We start from the raw sequence: 17,230 nt of genomic DNA, 5'->3' as shown, positions 1-17,230 counted from the left end.
TAAATGCAGCTAGGCGTGCCTCTTCGGACACGGCCTAGCTCCAAAAACCAACCAGGCTGTGGATATGATCAGCCTGGTTGGTTTGGTTTAAAGCAGCCCCATGTCAACAGCGATCAGAGGCTGAACAAAATTTGAAATTTACTAATGTTAGGCCCGGTTATCGGGCATTCGCTTCGCCCTGTGATTTAAATAACTTCAGCAGGTCATACGTGATCACTTGATCGGAAATACGCAGCTGCTCCTGTGTCTCATCATAACCTTCACGGCAGGCCTGAATATCAGTCGGCTGACGCGCCGCAAGATCGTAGCAGGTTCCCCCTTCAAGTCCGGCCGTTTCGGTTGGCAGGTAGAACACCTTCTCATCGGAGAATGCGCCACTGCGCAGCGGAATTAGACGCGGCTTGTCATCCAACAGATGGCTTCCGATCCAGTAATACGGTTCTTTTGGCACGCCGAGAAGATGAAGAATACTTGGTGTCACGTTCATCATGCCGGCGGCTTCCGGATATACTCCGGCTTGCTTTCCATCAGGCAGGCGGATGAGCAGGGGAACCTGATTCATGATTTGCTCCATGTCGAGTGCGTTCAGTTCTCGTCCCAGGAATTTCTCATAGTCCGCTTTTTCTTTGATCGAATTGTCGTGATCCCCATAGATGATTAATATGGTGTTATCCCACAGTCCTTGCTGTTTCATCTGCTCGACGAACTGGCCGAATGCTTCGTCAACATAGTGGATCGACTGCAAATAGCTCCCGAATATCGAGCCTTCAAAAGCCCCTGTATCCAGCTTCACACCATCCTTCGGGACATAATACGGATGATGGCTCGTTAACGTAATCAGGAAGGAATAGAAGGGCTGCTTGATGCCTTTCATCGCATCCAGCGATTGCGCGAAGAACGCTTTGTCGCTCAATGACCACCCCTGCACATCGTTCATTTCAAAATCCTTCTTGCTGTAAAACCGGTCGTAATTCATTTCTCGGTACATCGTGGTACGGTTCCAAAAGCTGCTGTCATAGGCATGGAACACGTTTGCGCCATAGCCCTGTTCTTTCAGAATCTCCGGAAGGGTATCATACTCGCGATCAGCATATCGCGTAAATACGGAACCTGTGGGCAGCGGAAGCAGGGAGCTGTGCGTGACAAAGTCCGCGTCGGACGTTCGCCCTTGACCGGTTTGATGATAGAAATTGCTGAAATACATACTGTCCTTCATCAATCGGTTGAAGTTAGGGGTGATTTCCTGCCCCCCGATTGACTGGCCGATGACAAAATTCATGAAGGCCTCCGTCTGGATCATGATGACATTGCTGCCTTTATACTTGCCGAACAAGGCGTCCGTATCGGACGGCTCTATACGTTTGGCATCAAACCATGCCTTGATCTGATTGATTTCCTCTTCCGGCAGCTTGGGCTGCCCCACGAGATGATCTCGTCCATAACGGTAGATATCATAACCGTGAAAGCCGATCAGTCCCGTCACATTATATAGCGTAATATTCCACCAATTGCCTTCAAAGAGGCCAACTGCCCATGTATTGGATGCTTTCTTGATCGGAATGAAAGTCATGACCATGCCCAGGATGAACACAAGTGTGCCTGTTACCAAACGGCGAATGATCCGGTTCCGCCGATGCTGGCGGTACTCACCCGGGAGTGTGTAGGTTCCAAAGGTGGATCTCCGTTTGCGGAACACCATCACGGCGGTAAATGGGACGATCATAAGCCAATCTATAAAAAAGAACAGATCGGACGCATGAACCAGGGAACGAATGCTATCCCCGAGGGAACCGACTTGTCCGGCCTGCATAAGCACCGGCACTGTAATGAAATCATCGAAGTAGCGATAATAGATCAAATCGGCGTACAGAATCCCCGTCCATAAGAGATTTAATAAAGTTAAGGCCGCAAGCCGGCCTCTTGCCGGAAGCCACAAGGTCCAGAAGGAGATCAGCAGGAGCGAGCCAACAGCGATCACATAGTCTGCCTGATCCAGCTTCATGTTGGTAATATGGAGATGATGATCAAGCATGATTAGCTTGTACATCATGAAGATAAGGAATAATAAATATGCGGTGTATCGGTAGTGCAGCCCTTTGGAGACCCGGCTTCGGATATCGCTCCATGATGGGGATGAGAGCACGTGGGTATCCTCCTTTTTTCAAAAACATCCTTTTATTATAGCTTGGCCTGGATGACCGAGCAAAAAAGCCGCCCTTGGGCGGCGATTGCAGGAAGCGTCATTTCGTTATTCCGCCGATTTGTTACGCGGCGGCAAGGGGCCCAGGTATTGATAATATTGGCATTCGATCCGGCCATTGAACAGCTTGCGGCGCTTGTCCGCCTTGCGGCCGAAGTAATGCTCGAATTGCTTGGTCGGGCTAAGTGCGAAGAAGGACCAGGTCGGGAGTGAATGCGTTACGGATCCGAGCTGGCGGATGAGGCGTTCAACCTCCTCTTTCTCGCTTAACCGCTCGCCATAGGGTGGATTGGTGATAATACAACCATATTCACCTTCAGGTATGGCTTTGGCTGCAGGGAGGACTCTAAAGTCGATTTCGCCGGCAAGTCCCGCACTTTTGGCGGCAGCTTTGGCTACTTCGATCGCTTTCGGGTCGATATCGCTTCCGGCGATATGCAGCGGAATATCGTCCTTCACAGCGTCAAAAGCTTCCTCGCGTGCATCTTCCCAGAGGTTGTCTCCGATGATATCCCAATGCTCGGACGGGAACGAGCGGCGCAGGCCGGGCGCAATATTCCAGGCCATCATCGCGGCTTCGATCAGAATGGTGCCTGAGCCGCAGCACGGGTCATACAGCGGACGATGTGGGCCCCAGCGGCTTAATTGCAGCAGGGCGGAAGCCATGGTTTCCTTCAGCGGAGCTTCCGTAACCAGCTTGCGGTAGCCACGTTTATGCAGGGCTGGTCCTGTAGTATCAAGGGTCAGTATGGCTCGATCCTTCAAGAGAGAAACCTCGACTACATAACGAGGGCCGTCCTCGGGAAACCATTCCGTACGGTGCGAGAGCTTCAGCTTCTCCACGATTGCTTTTTTCACGATGCCCTGACAGGCGGGAACGCTGCTAAGCTGCGATTTATGGGAACGCCCTTCCACAGGAAATTCGCCATCCGCCGGAATCCACTCTTCCCATGGAAGAGCTTTGGTTCCTTCAAAGAGTTCGTCGAAGGTAAAGGCTTTAAACTCACCCATCTTGACGAGAATACGGTCCGACGTCCGGAGCCACAGATTGCAGCGGCAAATATCAATCAGGTCACCTGAAAAGGTAACTCTACCATTCTCTACTTCCATGTCGGTGTACCCGAGCTCTTTCAACTCGCGGGCAACGACGGCTTCCAGCCCCATCGGGGCCGTCGCGATCAATTGTAATCGAGGCATTAACGATGTCAACTCCATTTAACATGTGTACGGCGATAGTCGCCGCCGGTTCAATCTATATAGTATAGGCGATTGCATTGACTAAGACAATTATCATATGATAGTTCTCGTTAGGTTTAACGGGAAACAACGCATCTTATTAAGACAAAGGAGGCGGCTTCATTGCTTACGACCCCTGATGATTATGTTAACCAATTATACCCTGAAGATGAAGAGCTTCAGTTCGTGATAGAGGCCATCCGCGAGCATGGGATGCCGGAGGTTTCGGTGGCACCGGCATATGGCCGACTGCTGACCATGCTGGTACAGACAGCCGGCGCTAGGAATATTCTCGAAATCGGCGCCCTTGGCGGTTATAGCGGCATCTGTCTGTGCCGAGGGCTTCCTGCGGACGGCAAACTCACCTCACTCGAGCTGAAGGGAGAATACGCGCAACTTGCAGGCAGGCATCTGGAGAAGGCCGGATTCAAGGATCAGGTGGAGTACCGCATCGGTCCGGCGGCGGATAGTCTGGAAGCTTTGAAGCAGGAAGGACGGACATTCGATTTTTTCTTTATTGATGCGGATAAGGAGAACTATCCTCTATACTTGGAATCTGCCTTGGAGCTTGCGAATCCGGGTGCGCTTATAGCTGGGGATAACTGCTTTTTGCGCGGCAGAACACTGAACTCGGAGAAGAACGGTCCTTCGGTTCAAGCGGTACGCCGGTTTAATGAAATCATCGCGACGGACAAGAGGCTGGTCAGCACGCTGCTGCCCGCTTATGACGGGCTGATCCTTGCACGCGTTAAAGGATGAAACAATCAATAGTAAGATGTGCTGGACGATAAGATAACCATTGGAAGGAGTGCGGCGGGTCATTTTGTAGCTAGCCACCTGGTATAATCCGGCGCATGGCGCATGGATGTAGGTGATTTGACGGGTACATGAATATAATAAAGGGCTGTCCTCGGGTCGATGTAGACCACGGGACAGCCTTTGTTGTTTGGTTTGGGAGACTAGCTCCATCTTAGATGACAGACTCCGGGGGGATCAACGATATTTGGGCGAAGGCTTTTGCGAGAACAGCTTTCGTCTCACCCACATCATATTGATGATCAACAGGCAGCCGGAAATAATGAACAATCCTTCGATTCCGATGAAACCGGATAAAAATCCGCCGATTACCGCGCCCAGCATGTTGCCAAGCGCAAGCGAGCTTGTATTGAAACCGAAGGAGCGGCTTTCCATGCCGTCCGGCGTGTACGAGCGAATCAGCGCGTTGACACTCGGCAGCAGCCCGCCCATGAAGACGCCCATCATGAACCGTACAATAATCAACTGCCATACCGATTGAACGAAGGCTTGCGGGATCAGTGTAAGTCCCGTACCGATCAAGGCGTAGGTCAAGATTCGGTGCGCACCGACCTTGTCGCTGAGCTTGCCGAGAATCGGGGAGGCGATCATGTTCGACAGCCCCGTTACGGCTACAACGAACCCGGCCCATATCGCAATATCCTCCGCGGTTCCATGCAGCTTCTGAACGTACAGCGGGAGCAGCGCCATGGGACTGATCATGGCGAATTGCAGCAGGAACGTGACGGCGAATAATGCCGGCAGCTGCGGAATATGGCTCAACTCCTTGAGCCCGGCAATAACCGAAGGTTGAGGCGCCTTGGCTGCCTGCTCACGGTTGAAACTTTCCTTAACGAGGAACAAGGCAAGCATCGAAGCGGCAAAGATCAGTCCGCCAGTGATATAGAAAATCGGCCGGAATCCGACCCAGCTGGCCAAAAGTCCGCCGATCAACGGACCGAGAATCGTGCCAGCGACTTGTCCGGACTGCATGATGCCCATCGCAAATCCCATTCGATTCTTGGGCGTCGTGCCTGATACGAGTGATATCGCCGCAGGGTTAAATCCCGATATGGTACCGTTCAGCAGCCGCAGAACCAGCAGATGCCATGGATGGGTAGCAAAGCCCATGCAGGCAATGACCAGCGCCATGCCGAAGCCGGAGCGCAGCAGCATGATTTTGCGTCCATATTTATCTGCGACTTTTCCCCAGATCGGTTGAAAAATGAATGATGTCAGGAAGTTGGCTGCGAATATTAATCCTGCCCATAGTCCTATTTCCCGGTCTCCAACAACATTCAGGTCTTGCGCCAGATATAATGTCAGGAACGGGGTGATCATGGTCATCCCCGAGTTGACCAAAAACTGTCCGAACCAAAGCACAATGAGATTGATTTTCCAATTGGTCAATGTGCCCTTCACTTCCTTTCTAAGCTGTCGAGCCCGGAATAACCGGACGAATTGTGGGTCTACCCTAAAAATGCCGTTCTTTCAGTATAACATATTTAAAAAGTGCCAAAAGCTAACAATGTCATAAGATTGTCATGTGATTTTCATAGGTTGTCCATGTAAGACGGTTGTTACTTACTTTTAAAAAGGGCATAATGAAATTTAGGAAACTTTATACACATTGATGGGGGCCTAATCATGACCTATAACGATCAATTCATCCGCGCTTGCCGTAAGCAGGAAGTGAATCACGTTCCTGTATGGTATATGCGTCAAGCGGGACGCTACGACCCGGAGTATCGAAAGATTAAAGAAAAGTACTCCTTACTGGAAATATGCAGTCAACCGGAGCTGGCGGCAGAGGTAACCTTGATGCCCGTACGGAAGCTTGGTGTGGACGCGGCTATTTTATATTCCGATATTATGAATCCCGTCGCCTCGATCGGGGTAGACTTCGATATTGTGAAAAATATCGGCCCGGTGATTGATAATCCGATCCGATCTGCGGCGGATGTAGAGAAACTACGCCCTATCGACGTGGAAGGTGATCTCGGCCATGTCCTTGAGACGATTCGCATCCTGGACAAGGAGCTGGAAGTGCCGCTTATCACGTTTGCCGGTGCTCCCTTCACGATTGCCAGCTATCTGATCGAAGGCAGACCATCCAAAAATTATCTTCGCACGAAAGAGCTCATGTACAGTGAGCCGAAGGTATGGTTCTTGCTAATGGACAAACTTGGGGATATGGTGATCGCTTATTTGCGTGCCCACGTTGCTAACGGCGGGAAAGCGTTTCAATTGTTTGACAGCTGGGTGGGGGCATTGTCTCCACAGGATTTCCAAACGTTTGTCCTACCAACCATTAAGCGTATTTTTGCGGAGCTTCAGGACCTGAGTGTTCCGAAAATTTATTTTCCAGGCGTAAGCTCAGGTGAGCTGCTGCCTACGCTTACGGATCTTAGCACGGATGTCATCGGTCTCGACTGGCGAGTGTCCATTGCAGAAGGACGCCGCCGCTTAGAGCATAAGTATGCTGTTCAGGGCAATCTGGACCCGACCGTTCTGACCGGACCGATGCCGATCATCCAGCAGTATGCGAAGGAGATTATTGATCAGGGGATTCAGGAACCCGGCTTTGTGTTTAATCTAGGGCACGGTTTATTCCCGGAGGCTTCGCTAGAGAAACTGCGTGAGTTGACATCGTATATTCACGAATACTCCGCTCAGGTACTGCAGGCAGGTGCACAACGCTCTTAAATGTTGAATATTTTATTAGTCAGAGGTGAGATGGTATGAAGAACAAGATTGGCGTGTTGGTTATGTCCTACGGTACTCCGGAGAACATGGAAGGAATCGAGAGTTATTATACCCACATCCGTCGCGGGAACAAGCCGTCGGAGGAGCAGCTCAAGGAACTTACTGACCGCTATGAGGCGATTGTTGGGGGTGTCTTTCCACTCCGGGAGAATACGGACCGACAGGTACGCACGCTGGAGGATACATTAAATGCGGATCCTCGCGCGATCGATCTTGAGTTTGTATGCTATCAGGGACTGAAGCACGCAGCTCCGTACATTGAAGATGGTGTTGAGCAAATGGTGCGGGACGGCATTAAGGAAGCTGTCGGCATTGTGCTGGCTCCTCATTACTCCACGATGAGCATCGGATCCTACGTGAAGCGCGCTCAAGCCAAAGCGGATGAGTTGGGACTTGAGATCTCGTTTGTGGAGAGCTATCACATGCATCCGAAACTGATTGAGGCCTTTGCAGACCGGGTGTCAGCCAAGCTGAACCAGTTCGAGGAAGCAGGGGCTGACCGCGACAGCGTGAGAGTGCTGTTCAGTGCTCACAGCCTCCCGGAACGCATCTTGTCCATCGGAGATCCCTATCAGGAGCAACTGCTTGAGACATCCAAAGCCGTAGCCGAACAGGCCGGCGTCAAGAAGTGGCAGTTCACATGGCAAAGTGCTGGCCGGACGGCGGAGCCTTGGCTCGGTCCTGACATTCTGGATACGCTGCAAACGCTGAATAAAGAAGAGCAGGTCGAGGATGTGCTGGTTGCGCCGGTCGGTTTCGTCTCGGATCATCTTGAGGTCCTGTACGATCTGGATATTGAAGCCAAGAGCATTGCCAAGGAAATGGACATGCGGCTTGAACGCATCGACTCCTTGAACAGTGACCCGCTTTATATGGAAGCACTCAGCGATTCCGTGATCACCTTGATAGGTCTGTAAATCCGTTATTACCGGAAATTCGAATAGAATGCTTAGATATGGAACTCCCCGGTGACGGGGGGTTCTATTCTTTATAAGGAAGCTGGTATAATGGGGGAAGCGACTTATAACGCGAGCTCATAAGTGAATAAAGGAGTGGCCTATGCATCTGTCACGATCAGAGAAAAGCAAGGCCGAGAAGAAGGCCCGTAAGCAGCGAACCGGACAGGTTTGGATCATACTTAACTTATGTCTGATTTTTATGATCGCTGCTTTGCTTGTCTATCATTTTAAATTTAAGGAAGATCCTGTTCAGCAAACGGCTTATCCGCCTGATATGCCGGACTTTGGCATGGAAGGGGATCAGACGGATAGCCACGGCTCCGGACAACAAGCTGACGGGGAGGGGGCGAATTCGAAGCCTCCGAAGACGACGGAGACTGGCGAACCCCCAGGTTCCGATAGGACCGAGCCAGAAGGCAGCGCTACAGATGATCCTTCCGATTCCGCGATGGCAAAGCGGGTGGTTATGCATTTTGCAGGGGATACCTTGTTCTCGGGCAAGGTGGAGGCTGAGCTGAAGAAGCACGGATATGATTATCCCTACAAGCATCTGGGCACCGCATTCCTGGAGGACGATCTAACCGTGCTTAATCTGGAAACGCCGGTTACGACCGGTGGCGTTGGCGCGGCCAATAAAAAATTCGTATTCAAGTCCTCACCGGACGTATTGCCAGCTCTCCGAGATGCGGGAGTAGAGGCCGTTAATCTGGCTAACAATCACATCCTGGATCAAGGCCAAGAAGGACTTTTGGATACCTTGAAGCATTTGAAGGACCAGGATATCCGTTATGTGGGAGCGGGACGGAATGAGAAAGAAGCCTTCGCGGCCCAGTATTTCGAGCTTCAGGGCATGAAGGTTGCATTGCTTGGATTCAGCCGTGTGCTCCCGGAAACGACCTGGTACGCGCTGGAGAACAGGCCGGGGGTGGCCGGGGCGTATGACCATGTGCTGCCCAAGGCGGTTGAAGCGATCCAGACAGCGCGTTCCAAGGCCGATCTGGTGGTCGTGATTGCCCATTGGGGCGAGGAGCTTCATAAGACGCCGAATGTCCATCAGATCAATCTCTCACGCGCGTTCATTGACGGCGGGGCTGACCTGATTATCGGCGGGCACTCCCATGTGCTGCAGGGATTGGAACAGTACAAAGGCAAGTGGATTGCGTATAGTACCGGCAATTTTATATTTACTAAATCCTCGAATGAAGACACGTGGAAAACAGCCGTATTTCAGGCATCATGCAGCAACCAAGGAGACTGTGACATGAAGCTGACGCCTTACCGAACGGAGATCGGACAGGTCGTCCCACTTGAAGGCAAAGAAGCTGAATCCTTGCTGAAAGAGGTGGAGAAGCGATCCGTCGGCGGCGTCAAAATAGCGCTTGATGGTGAAGTTATAGCAGGCAAGGCTGTGGAATAATTCGTGAAACGTTACATCAAGGAGGTCCCACCATGAACAATTTATGTGTGGCTCACCGGGGGTTTTCCGGTAAAGCACCTGAAAATACGCGCGCAGCCATTCAGATGGCGATGGATGAGCCCTTCGTGCATTGGATGGAAATTGATGTGCAATTGACTCAGGACGGGGTCCCTGTAGTGATACATGACTTCAGCGTGGATCGTACGACGACCGGGAAGGGCAAGGTGAAGGATCTGACCTGGCAGCAAATCCGGAGGATGGACGCCGGGGAATGGAAGGGACGCCAATTCAGGGGAGAGCAAGTTCCATCGCTCAATGAAGTCCTGCAGCTTGTCAAAGGTCGATTGAAACTTAATATCGAACTCAAAACGAGCGGAGATATGTATCCCGGCCTTGAGAAGGCCGTTCTGGAACGGATTCATGCCCACCGGATGCTTCCGGATGTAGTGCTTACTTCCTTTGAGCCGAAAGCCTTGATGAAAGCGAAGGAATTGGAACCAGATGTGAGAACCGGACTTATTATTGATGCGCATCCTCGTAATTTGGTAGCACGCCTGAAGCAAATGAAATGCTCCTTTTTATCCATCGGCTACTCCCATCTGGATGCGGCCTTCGCGTCGGATTTGGTGAAGAATGGCATTACGCCGATGGCCTGGACGGTGGATGATGCGAAGAGCATGAGATCGCTGGCCAGAATGAATCCCTCCATCATGATCTGTACGAACCGCCCCGATACATGGGGGCAGATTTTTATCCATAAAATTGCACCTAAAGTTCCATTCTGGCGAAGAAAATGGAGGTTTTAATATATGTGTGCCTTAGTGAATAACGTTTATTGTGTAGGTCGTAATTATCAACTGCATGCGGCGGAGCTCGGCAATGCCGTACCAGAAGAGCCGATGATTTTCCTTAAACCCTCGCATGCCGTCGTTCCGCTGGATGGCAGCGTGCTGAAGCTGCCGATGGACCGCGGCAGTCTTCATTTTGAAGGTGAGCTTGTTATACAGCTCGCGGAGGATTATGCGCCAGGCAAAAGTGTTGACGAGCTTGTAAAAACGATGGCTCTTGGCATCGATTTCACGCTGCGTGACGTACAGTCGGTCATTAAGGAGAAGGGACATCCTTGGACGGCGGCAAAAGCGTTTAAATCTTCCGCGCCGCTTACGCCATCCATAGCGTTTCCCGGAACCGCGAAGCTGGTGGACAATGATTTTATCGTAAGGAAGAACGGCGAAGAGGTACAGCGTGGGAATGTGAAGGATATGATCTTCTCCCTTCAGCGCATCATCGATTACATCGGCGAACATTATGGCCTTGGCCAAGGCGACATAATCTTCACGGGTACGCCGGCTGGCGTAGGACCGACGGAAACCGGTGACGTGTTCGAGTTGTTCTGGGGAGATGTCCGTCTGGGTCGCTGCGAAATCGGGTAATCTGATATGCTTTATCATGGGAGGGGTCACAGATGGATTGGCTGATCGGAGCGGCAGGTGCCCTTATCGTGGCAGGAGCCGCATACAGGAAACGATCGCTATCGGAATCCGGAGCCGCAGCCGCTATTCTGATGGGTACCATATATTACGGAGCAGGGAACGTGTTTTGGTTCGGAACCCTGCTTCTTTTTTTCATAACGTCCACACTGCTCTCCCGGTACGGGAAACAGCGGAAGGCCGACCTGGAGAAATCCTATGCCAAGACAGGGCGGCGGGATGCAGGTCAGGTATTCGCCAATGGCGGCATCGGTATGGTGCTGTGTCTGTTAAACGCATGGTTCCCGTCCGAGCTGTGGGTATTCCTGTTTATAGGTGTTATGGCTACGGTAACGGCGGATACCTGGGCTACGGAGTTAGGCAGCCTTAGCCGGAAGCCTCCGCGCTCCATGCTGAACGGCAAGGTGTTGACCGCCGGCGAATCCGGCGGCGTCTCCTGGGTCGGCTCCACGGCTGCAGCGGTGGGAAGCATACTGATTGGGGCAGGCGGATGGCTACTTGCCGGATGGAGCGGCATGGATGCAGCGATATGGCCGTATGTCCTGGCAGCCCTTGCGGGCGGATTGGTTGGAGCTTTTGCCGATTCGTACCTCGGCGCGACTTTACAAGTGATGTATCGCTGCCCTGCATGCGGCAAATCAGTGGAAGTATCTCAACACTGCGGCCAAGATACGGTGCGCATGCGCGGATATACCTGGATGTCCAACGATGCAGTTAATCTGATCAGTTCACTTCTCGGCGGCGCGGCAGCTTATGGGATTGCAGTGCTGATTGCGTTATAATGTATCCATCTTACCGATGAAACAACGCTCAACGAAATCTATAGATGTAAGTAGGGATCATAACAATGAATATTTTGACCGTCGAACAGGTAACAAAAAGCTATGGAGATAAAATTCTGTTTCAAGATGCGTCCTTCGGAATGGAGGATCAGGATAAAGTCGGCATTATCGGCGTTAACGGCACGGGGAAATCCACGTTTATGCGCGTCATTGCAGGGCTCGAGCCGCCCGACTCCGGTAAAATATCGATGGGCAATCGCATCCGGGTGCGTTACCTGGCACAGAACCCGGAGTTTGATCCGGACAAAACCGTCCTGCAGCAGGTGTTTGAGGGCGATCTTCCGGAGATGAAGGCGGTGCGGGAGTACACCGAAACGATGGAACTGCTGGAGCTGCATCCGAGTCATGAGGAGCTGCAGCAGAAACTGCTGAAGCTCAATCAGACGCTGGATACACTGCAGGCGTGGCAGCTTGAAAGCGATGCGAAAACCATTCTGTCCAAGCTGGGGATTCGGAATTATGAAGCGAAGATGGGTACGCTGTCGGGCGGCCAGCGTAAGCGAGTGGCATTAGCCGCCGCTTTGATTCAGCCTTCCGATTTGCTCATTTTGGACGAGCCGACAAACCATATTGATAATGAATCCGTCGCCTGGCTGGAGCAGTATTTGCAGAAGCGCCGCGGTGCGCTGCTCATGATTACGCATGACCGGTATTTTCTGGACCGGGTGGCGAATGTCATGCTGGAGCTGGATCATGGACGGTTGTTCCGATATGAGGCGAATTACAGCCGTTTTCTGGAGCTGAAGGCAGAACGCGAGGAGCGCGAGGCTGCTTCCGAGCAAAAGCGTCAGAATTTGCTGCGGAGCGAGCTTGCCTGGATTCGCAGAGGTGCCAAGGCCCGTACGACCAAGCAGAAGGCGAGAATTGAGCGCTTTGAGAAACTCAAGGATCAGGAAATGGTGCACAGCTCTGGTGAGCTTGACGTCTCAGTCGCTTCCACCCGCTTGGGACGCAAAATTCTGGAGATCGAAGGTCTCCGGAAGAAGATCGACGACAAAACGTTAATTCAGGACCTTTCCTACATCGCCGTTCCCGAAGATCGAATTGGCATCGTAGGCCCCAACGGCAGCGGCAAATCCACGCTGCTCAATCTGATTGCCGGGCTCATTCAGCCAGATGGCGGGGAAGTCGTGCTGGGACCGACGGTTAAGCTCGGTTATTTCACACAGGAGCATCAGGAGATGGATGGTAGTCAGCGCGTGATTGAGTATATCAAGGATGAAGCAGAGGTTATCCGCACGGCGGACGGCTCGGCGATTACCGCGGCCCAGATGCTGGAGCGGTTCCTGTTCCCGCCCGCGCTGCAGTGGACGCCGATTGCGAAGCTGTCCGGAGGCGAGAAGCGACGGTTGTATCTGCTCCGGGTGCTGATGAGCGCACCGAATGTGCTGCTGCTGGATGAACCGACGAATGATTTGGACATCCAGACATTGTCCGTCTTGGAGCAGTATTTGGATGAGTTCCCGGGCGTCTGTATCGTGGTATCCCATGATCGCTTTTTCCTGGATCGAACGGTAGACAAGATTATGGCGTTTGAGGGCAACGGAGAGATCCATGTCCATGTCGGCTCCTACAGCGAATATGCGGAATGGATGCAGCGCCATGGTGGTGAAGCTGCCGGGAATAAGGCGGAAGCATCCAGTTCCAAGTCTGTTTCGGGGACCAATGATGGCACGAATAGCGATTCAGCTAAAGAAGCACCGCGAGAGCGCTTGAAATTCAGTTACAAAGAACAGCGGGAGTATGAGCAGATTGACGGTCTCATTGAAGCAGCAGAGAGCAAGCTGGCATCCATTCAATCGGAGATGGAGACCGCCGGCAGCGATGCAGCCAGGCTTCAGGAGCTGATGAAGGCTCAAGAGGAAACGGAACGTGAGCTTGAGCATCTGATGGAACGCTGGACCTATCTAAACGAGCTCGCGGAGAAGATTGAACAGAGCAAGAAATCGTAATGATTCTAAGCGATCCATATCACTAACAAAGGGGCGTCCCCAGGCATAATGCCTTGGCGGGACGCCCCTTTGTTAGATTAAGGTTTCAGCGAAGCGGGAACATTGTGAGATTCGTAAGAACAACATCCTCTAAACATGGACGGGTCCTCTATGAAAGTCCGTAAATAGACATTGTTTATGAATGATTTACCTTACGTAGGCTGCCAGCAGCTTAACGGTGTTAAGAACGGCTTGTTTATGCGTTCTTTCCATGGCATGGGATGCATGAACGCCGGGACCGATCAGCGCGGCCTTGATGTTGCTGCCCGCGGAAAGCGCCGCAGAAGCGTCAGAGCCGTAATGAGGGTAGACATCCACCGCATAAGCAACGCCTTCGCTCTCGGCCAGCTGGATCAAACGGCTGGTCATGTCATAGTCATAGGGACCGGATGAATCCTTCGCGCAGATGGATACATCGGTTTCCTTGCAGCTCAGGTCATCGCCGATGCAGCCCATATCAACCGCAATCATTTCATTGATGTCGGCAGGAATGTAGGCTGCGCCATGTCCCACTTCTTCATAGTTCGAGATGAGAAGCTTCACATTCTGCTTAGGTTTCCAGTTATCCCGCTTCATACTTTCGAGCAAGCCGAAGAGGGCGGCAACGCTGGCTTTGTCATCCAGATGGCGCGATTTGATGTACCCGCTTGGCGTAATGACCGGACGAGCATCAAAGGAAACAAAATCTCCAACCCCAATGCCGAGTTTCTTCACATCATCGGCCGACTCCACCAGCTCGTCGATCCGGACCTCCATATGGGCTTCCTGGCGCTTGAAATCACGTGCATCGCTGTACACGTGAACGGAAGGATGCGTGGACAGGATGGTGCCTGTATATTTCTTGCCGCTGCGAGTGTGGATGATGCAGTATTCATTCTCAATGCTGTTCATCATGTATCCGCCAACGGAGGTAAGCCGGAGTGTGCCCTCTGATTTCACGGCACGAACCATCGCGCCAAGCGTGTCCACATGGGCGCTCAGTCCAACTGTACGGCTGCCGTCTTGTCCAGGAACGGACAGGATGGCACCGCCTTTTTCATTCCATTCCAGCGAGACATTCAGCGAAGCGGCTTCCTGTTCGATCCGCTTCATAATGTCTTGGGTATAGCCGGTAGGGCTCGGTGTATCGAGCAGTTCTTTTAACAGGTCCAGCACATAAGTTTCATTCGGTTGTATCGACACGAATTGTTAAGCCTCCTTGTTTCAAATGAACAGCCCTCCCTATTCAGCGGCGGGGGCGTCCTTCTCTTCTTTCTTGCTCTCCTCTTCGGCAGCTTGTACTTCAGGGGTGTATCCCGTTACTTCACGGATATGTATAAGTTGCTCCGCTAACGAACGGATTTCCTTCTGCATTTGATATTGACGGTAAATGCCGAACGTGCCGACAATCAGTCCCCCGATCAGTGAGCACCCGATAATCAGCAGAATCAGCGGTACATTGACTGTGCTGAATAACAGATTTACTTCGACCGGATTGACGTTGATGACGGCGAATACAGCCGTAATCAGGGCAAACAATAAGGCTGCGATTAGCGACCATTGAATTTTCATGGGGAACACCTCCTTCCTCCAAACAGTATAAAATCCCTTGCCTGTATAGGGCAAGGGATTTTATTCCACTGGTCAATTTAAGAATCGCTCATCCTGCAATAGAGGCTGTTTATTTCGTCAATTGCTCCATTTGGCTGATGATGTCTTCAAACACGCTCATCGCTTCACGAATCGGCTCTGGTGAGGACATATCCACGCCGGCCTTCTTGAGAATGTTAATGGAGTAATCGCTGCCGCCGCTCTTCAGGAAGCCGAGGTAGCGGTCAACGGCAGGCTGGCCTTCCTCAAGGATTTGCTTGGAGAAGCTGGTCGCAGCCGAGAAGCCAGTCGCGTATTTGTACACATAGAAGCTGTTGTAGAAATGAGGAATCCGTGCCCATTCCATGCCGATCTCCTTATCCACCTGCATGCCTTTGCCGTGATATTTCACGTTCAGCTCATAATAGATGTCGGATAGATCTTGAGGAGTCAGGGATTCGCCGCTCTCCGCGCGTTCGTGCACAATCTTCTCGAACTCGGCAAACATCGTTTGACGGAATACCGTGGTCCGGAATTGATCGGCATAGTAGGTGAGCAGGTACATTTTTTGCTTCGGATCCTTGGCGTTTTTCAGCAAGTAATCCATCAACAACGCTTCGTTCGTGGTGGATGCCACTTCAGCCAGGAAGATGGTGTACTGGGCATCACGGTATTTCAGGGCGTTGTCGGAATAGTAAGAGTGAAGCGCATGACCCATCTCATGAGCAAGGGTAAACATGCTGTTCAGGTTATCTTTATGATTCAGCAGCACATAAGGATGGGTGCCGTAAGCGCCCCAGCTGTATGCGCCGGTCCGTTTGTTCTCATTCTCATATACATCGATCCAGCCGTTGTCATATCCGGCTTGCAGGCTGCTGAGATAATCTTCACCAAGCGGCGTAAGGCCTTCCTTGGTCATTTGCTTTGCTTCTTCGTAAGTGATGTCCCACTTGTACTCTTCTACGAGCGGTGCGAACAAATCGTACATGTGAAGCTCATCCACGCCCAGCAGCTTCTTGCGGAGTTCCATGTACCGGTGGAGGAGCGGCAGGCTCTCGTGAATGGTGTCGATCAGGTTGGTGTAGACTTCCTCCGGAATGTTATCGCCATAGAGCGCCATTTCCAGGACGGAAGGGTACTTGCGTACGCGGGAATAGAACATATTTTTGTTTACATTGGCATTCAGCGTAGCCGCAATCGTGTTTTTCTGCTTGCCATAGGTTTCGTACACGGCTTTGAAAGCACGCTCGCGAACTTCGCGGTTCGGGCTCTCCAGGAATTGAATATAGTTGCCGTGCGTGAGCTCGACTTCCTTGCCGTCTTCGTTTTTGATTTTCGGGAATTTCATATCCGCATTGTTAAGCATACCAAAAATGGTTTGTGGCGCAGAGGAAAGGTTGCCGACTTGAGCCAGCAGTGCTTCTTCGGTCTTGGACAGAACATGCGCTTTCTCCCGTTTCATCTCGGACAGCGTAAATTTGAATTCCTTGAGGGAAGGGTCTTCAATCAGTTTGTCAATCTCCGCTTCGGACAAGGACAGAATTTCCGGCGTGATGAAGGAGAGGGCTTCTCCGGCTTCGACATTCAATTTTTTGGCTTTGGCAGATAGCGCCTGATATGTAGGATTTGCTGTATCCTCATCATGATGCATATGAGCATATACATATAAACGTTCGGCATGATATGAGATTTCGTCTTCAAGCTCGAAGCATTCCTTGATGGAAGCCGCGTTGGTTAACTTGCCTTGATAATCGGCTGTGCGTTTCAGAAGATTCTTCAGCTCCGCAAAGCTCGCATCCCATGCCTTCTGGTCAGCGAATAAATCTTCAAGCTTCCATTGATGCTCTTTAGGGACATCAGCGCGTTTTAACAATTGTTCCATGGAAATCCTCCTTGAATGATATGTATTAGTTGGAGTCCGGGTTCCTTCAGATAAGACTTCGTTGCGGGTAGTTGATAGAGCGA

14 protein-coding genes are annotated in these 17,230 nt (G+C 51.6%); 8 read left to right on the top strand and 6 right to left on the bottom strand.

The window, feature by feature from the left end; all coding sequences use genetic code 11:
• Nucleotides 1–157 precede the first annotated feature (157 nt).
• Together J7E85_RS13905 and J7E85_RS13900 are read right to left on the bottom strand one after the other, a co-directional pair.
• Nucleotides 158–2,143, bottom strand: a complete 1,986-nt coding sequence (locus J7E85_RS13905; protein ID WP_215158676.1) for an LTA synthase family protein — start codon at nucleotides 2,141–2,143, stop codon at nucleotides 158–160.
• Nucleotides 2,144–2,248: 105 nt separating this feature from the next.
• Nucleotides 2,249–3,397, bottom strand: coding sequence for a THUMP domain-containing class I SAM-dependent RNA methyltransferase (locus J7E85_RS13900; RefSeq protein ID WP_215158674.1), 1,149 nt, complete (start codon nucleotides 3,395–3,397; stop codon nucleotides 2,249–2,251).
• Nucleotides 3,398–3,559: 162 nt separating this feature from the next.
• Here J7E85_RS13900 and J7E85_RS13895 point away from each other — a divergent pair, with 162 nt between their 5' ends.
• Nucleotides 3,560–4,195 (top strand): O-methyltransferase, encoded by a 636-nt coding sequence (locus J7E85_RS13895; RefSeq protein WP_215158672.1) that lies wholly within the window; start codon nucleotides 3,560–3,562, stop codon nucleotides 4,193–4,195.
• A gap of 234 nt (nucleotides 4,196–4,429) precedes the next feature.
• Here J7E85_RS13895 and J7E85_RS13890 read toward each other — a convergent pair whose 3' ends face one another.
• A complete protein-coding gene (locus tag J7E85_RS13890; protein WP_215158670.1) occupies nucleotides 4,430–5,641 on the bottom strand; it encodes an MFS transporter in 1,212 nt (403 codons plus the stop codon).
• A gap of 237 nt (nucleotides 5,642–5,878) precedes the next feature.
• Between J7E85_RS13890 and hemE the strand changes: the two genes are divergently transcribed.
• From hemE to taeA, 7 genes are all read left to right on the top strand, one after another.
• Nucleotides 5,879–6,937, top strand: coding sequence for a uroporphyrinogen decarboxylase (hemE, locus tag J7E85_RS13885; RefSeq protein WP_215158668.1), 1,059 nt, complete (start codon nucleotides 5,879–5,881; stop codon nucleotides 6,935–6,937).
• Between the two features lie 35 nt (nucleotides 6,938–6,972).
• Nucleotides 6,973–7,914, top strand: coding sequence for a ferrochelatase (hemH, locus tag J7E85_RS13880; RefSeq protein WP_215158667.1), 942 nt, complete (start codon nucleotides 6,973–6,975; stop codon nucleotides 7,912–7,914).
• A 142-nt stretch (nucleotides 7,915–8,056) separates the two neighbouring features.
• Nucleotides 8,057–9,373 carry a CapA family protein gene (locus J7E85_RS13875; protein ID WP_215158665.1) on the top strand — a complete coding sequence of 439 codons (1,317 nt, stop codon included), beginning with the start codon at nucleotides 8,057–8,059 and terminating at the stop codon, nucleotides 9,371–9,373.
• Nucleotides 9,374–9,405: 32 nt separating this feature from the next.
• Nucleotides 9,406–10,179 (top strand): glycerophosphodiester phosphodiesterase, encoded by a 774-nt coding sequence (locus J7E85_RS13870; RefSeq protein WP_215158663.1) that lies wholly within the window; start codon nucleotides 9,406–9,408, stop codon nucleotides 10,177–10,179.
• Nucleotides 10,180–10,182: 3 nt separating this feature from the next.
• Entirely contained in the window at nucleotides 10,183–10,806 is a 624-nt protein-coding gene (locus J7E85_RS13865; RefSeq protein ID WP_215158661.1) for a fumarylacetoacetate hydrolase family protein, read from the top strand.
• A 32-nt stretch (nucleotides 10,807–10,838) separates the two neighbouring features.
• Nucleotides 10,839–11,645 (top strand): DUF92 domain-containing protein, encoded by an 807-nt coding sequence (locus J7E85_RS13860; protein WP_215158659.1) that lies wholly within the window; start codon nucleotides 10,839–10,841, stop codon nucleotides 11,643–11,645.
• 65 nt (nucleotides 11,646–11,710) lie between these two features.
• Nucleotides 11,711–13,657: an ABC-F type ribosomal protection protein TaeA gene (gene taeA, locus J7E85_RS13855; RefSeq protein ID WP_215158657.1), complete on the top strand. Its 1,947-nt coding sequence runs from the start codon at nucleotides 11,711–11,713 to the stop codon at nucleotides 13,655–13,657.
• Between the two features lie 186 nt (nucleotides 13,658–13,843).
• On the opposite strand, the gene J7E85_RS13850 is transcribed toward taeA, so the two are convergent.
• From J7E85_RS13850 to pepF, 3 genes are all read right to left on the bottom strand, one after another.
• Nucleotides 13,844–14,878, bottom strand: a complete 1,035-nt coding sequence (locus J7E85_RS13850; protein ID WP_215158655.1) for a M42 family metallopeptidase — start codon at nucleotides 14,876–14,878, stop codon at nucleotides 13,844–13,846.
• Nucleotides 14,879–14,917: 39 nt separating this feature from the next.
• A complete protein-coding gene (locus J7E85_RS13845; protein WP_215158652.1) occupies nucleotides 14,918–15,247 on the bottom strand; it encodes a LapA family protein in 330 nt (109 codons plus the stop codon).
• A gap of 109 nt (nucleotides 15,248–15,356) precedes the next feature.
• A complete protein-coding gene (gene pepF / locus J7E85_RS13840; protein WP_215158650.1) occupies nucleotides 15,357–17,147 on the bottom strand; it encodes an oligoendopeptidase F in 1,791 nt (596 codons plus the stop codon).
• Nucleotides 17,148–17,230: the final 83 nt, after the last annotated feature.

Origin of the sequence: Paenibacillus sp. ISL-20, assembly GCF_018613005.1 — a bacterium.
In the GTDB taxonomy this organism is placed as follows: Bacteria; Bacillota; Bacilli; order Paenibacillales; family Paenibacillaceae; genus Paenibacillus_AQ.
Note: the sequence above shows the minus strand (reverse complement) of the source record. Positions and strands in the feature narration are given on the sequence as shown.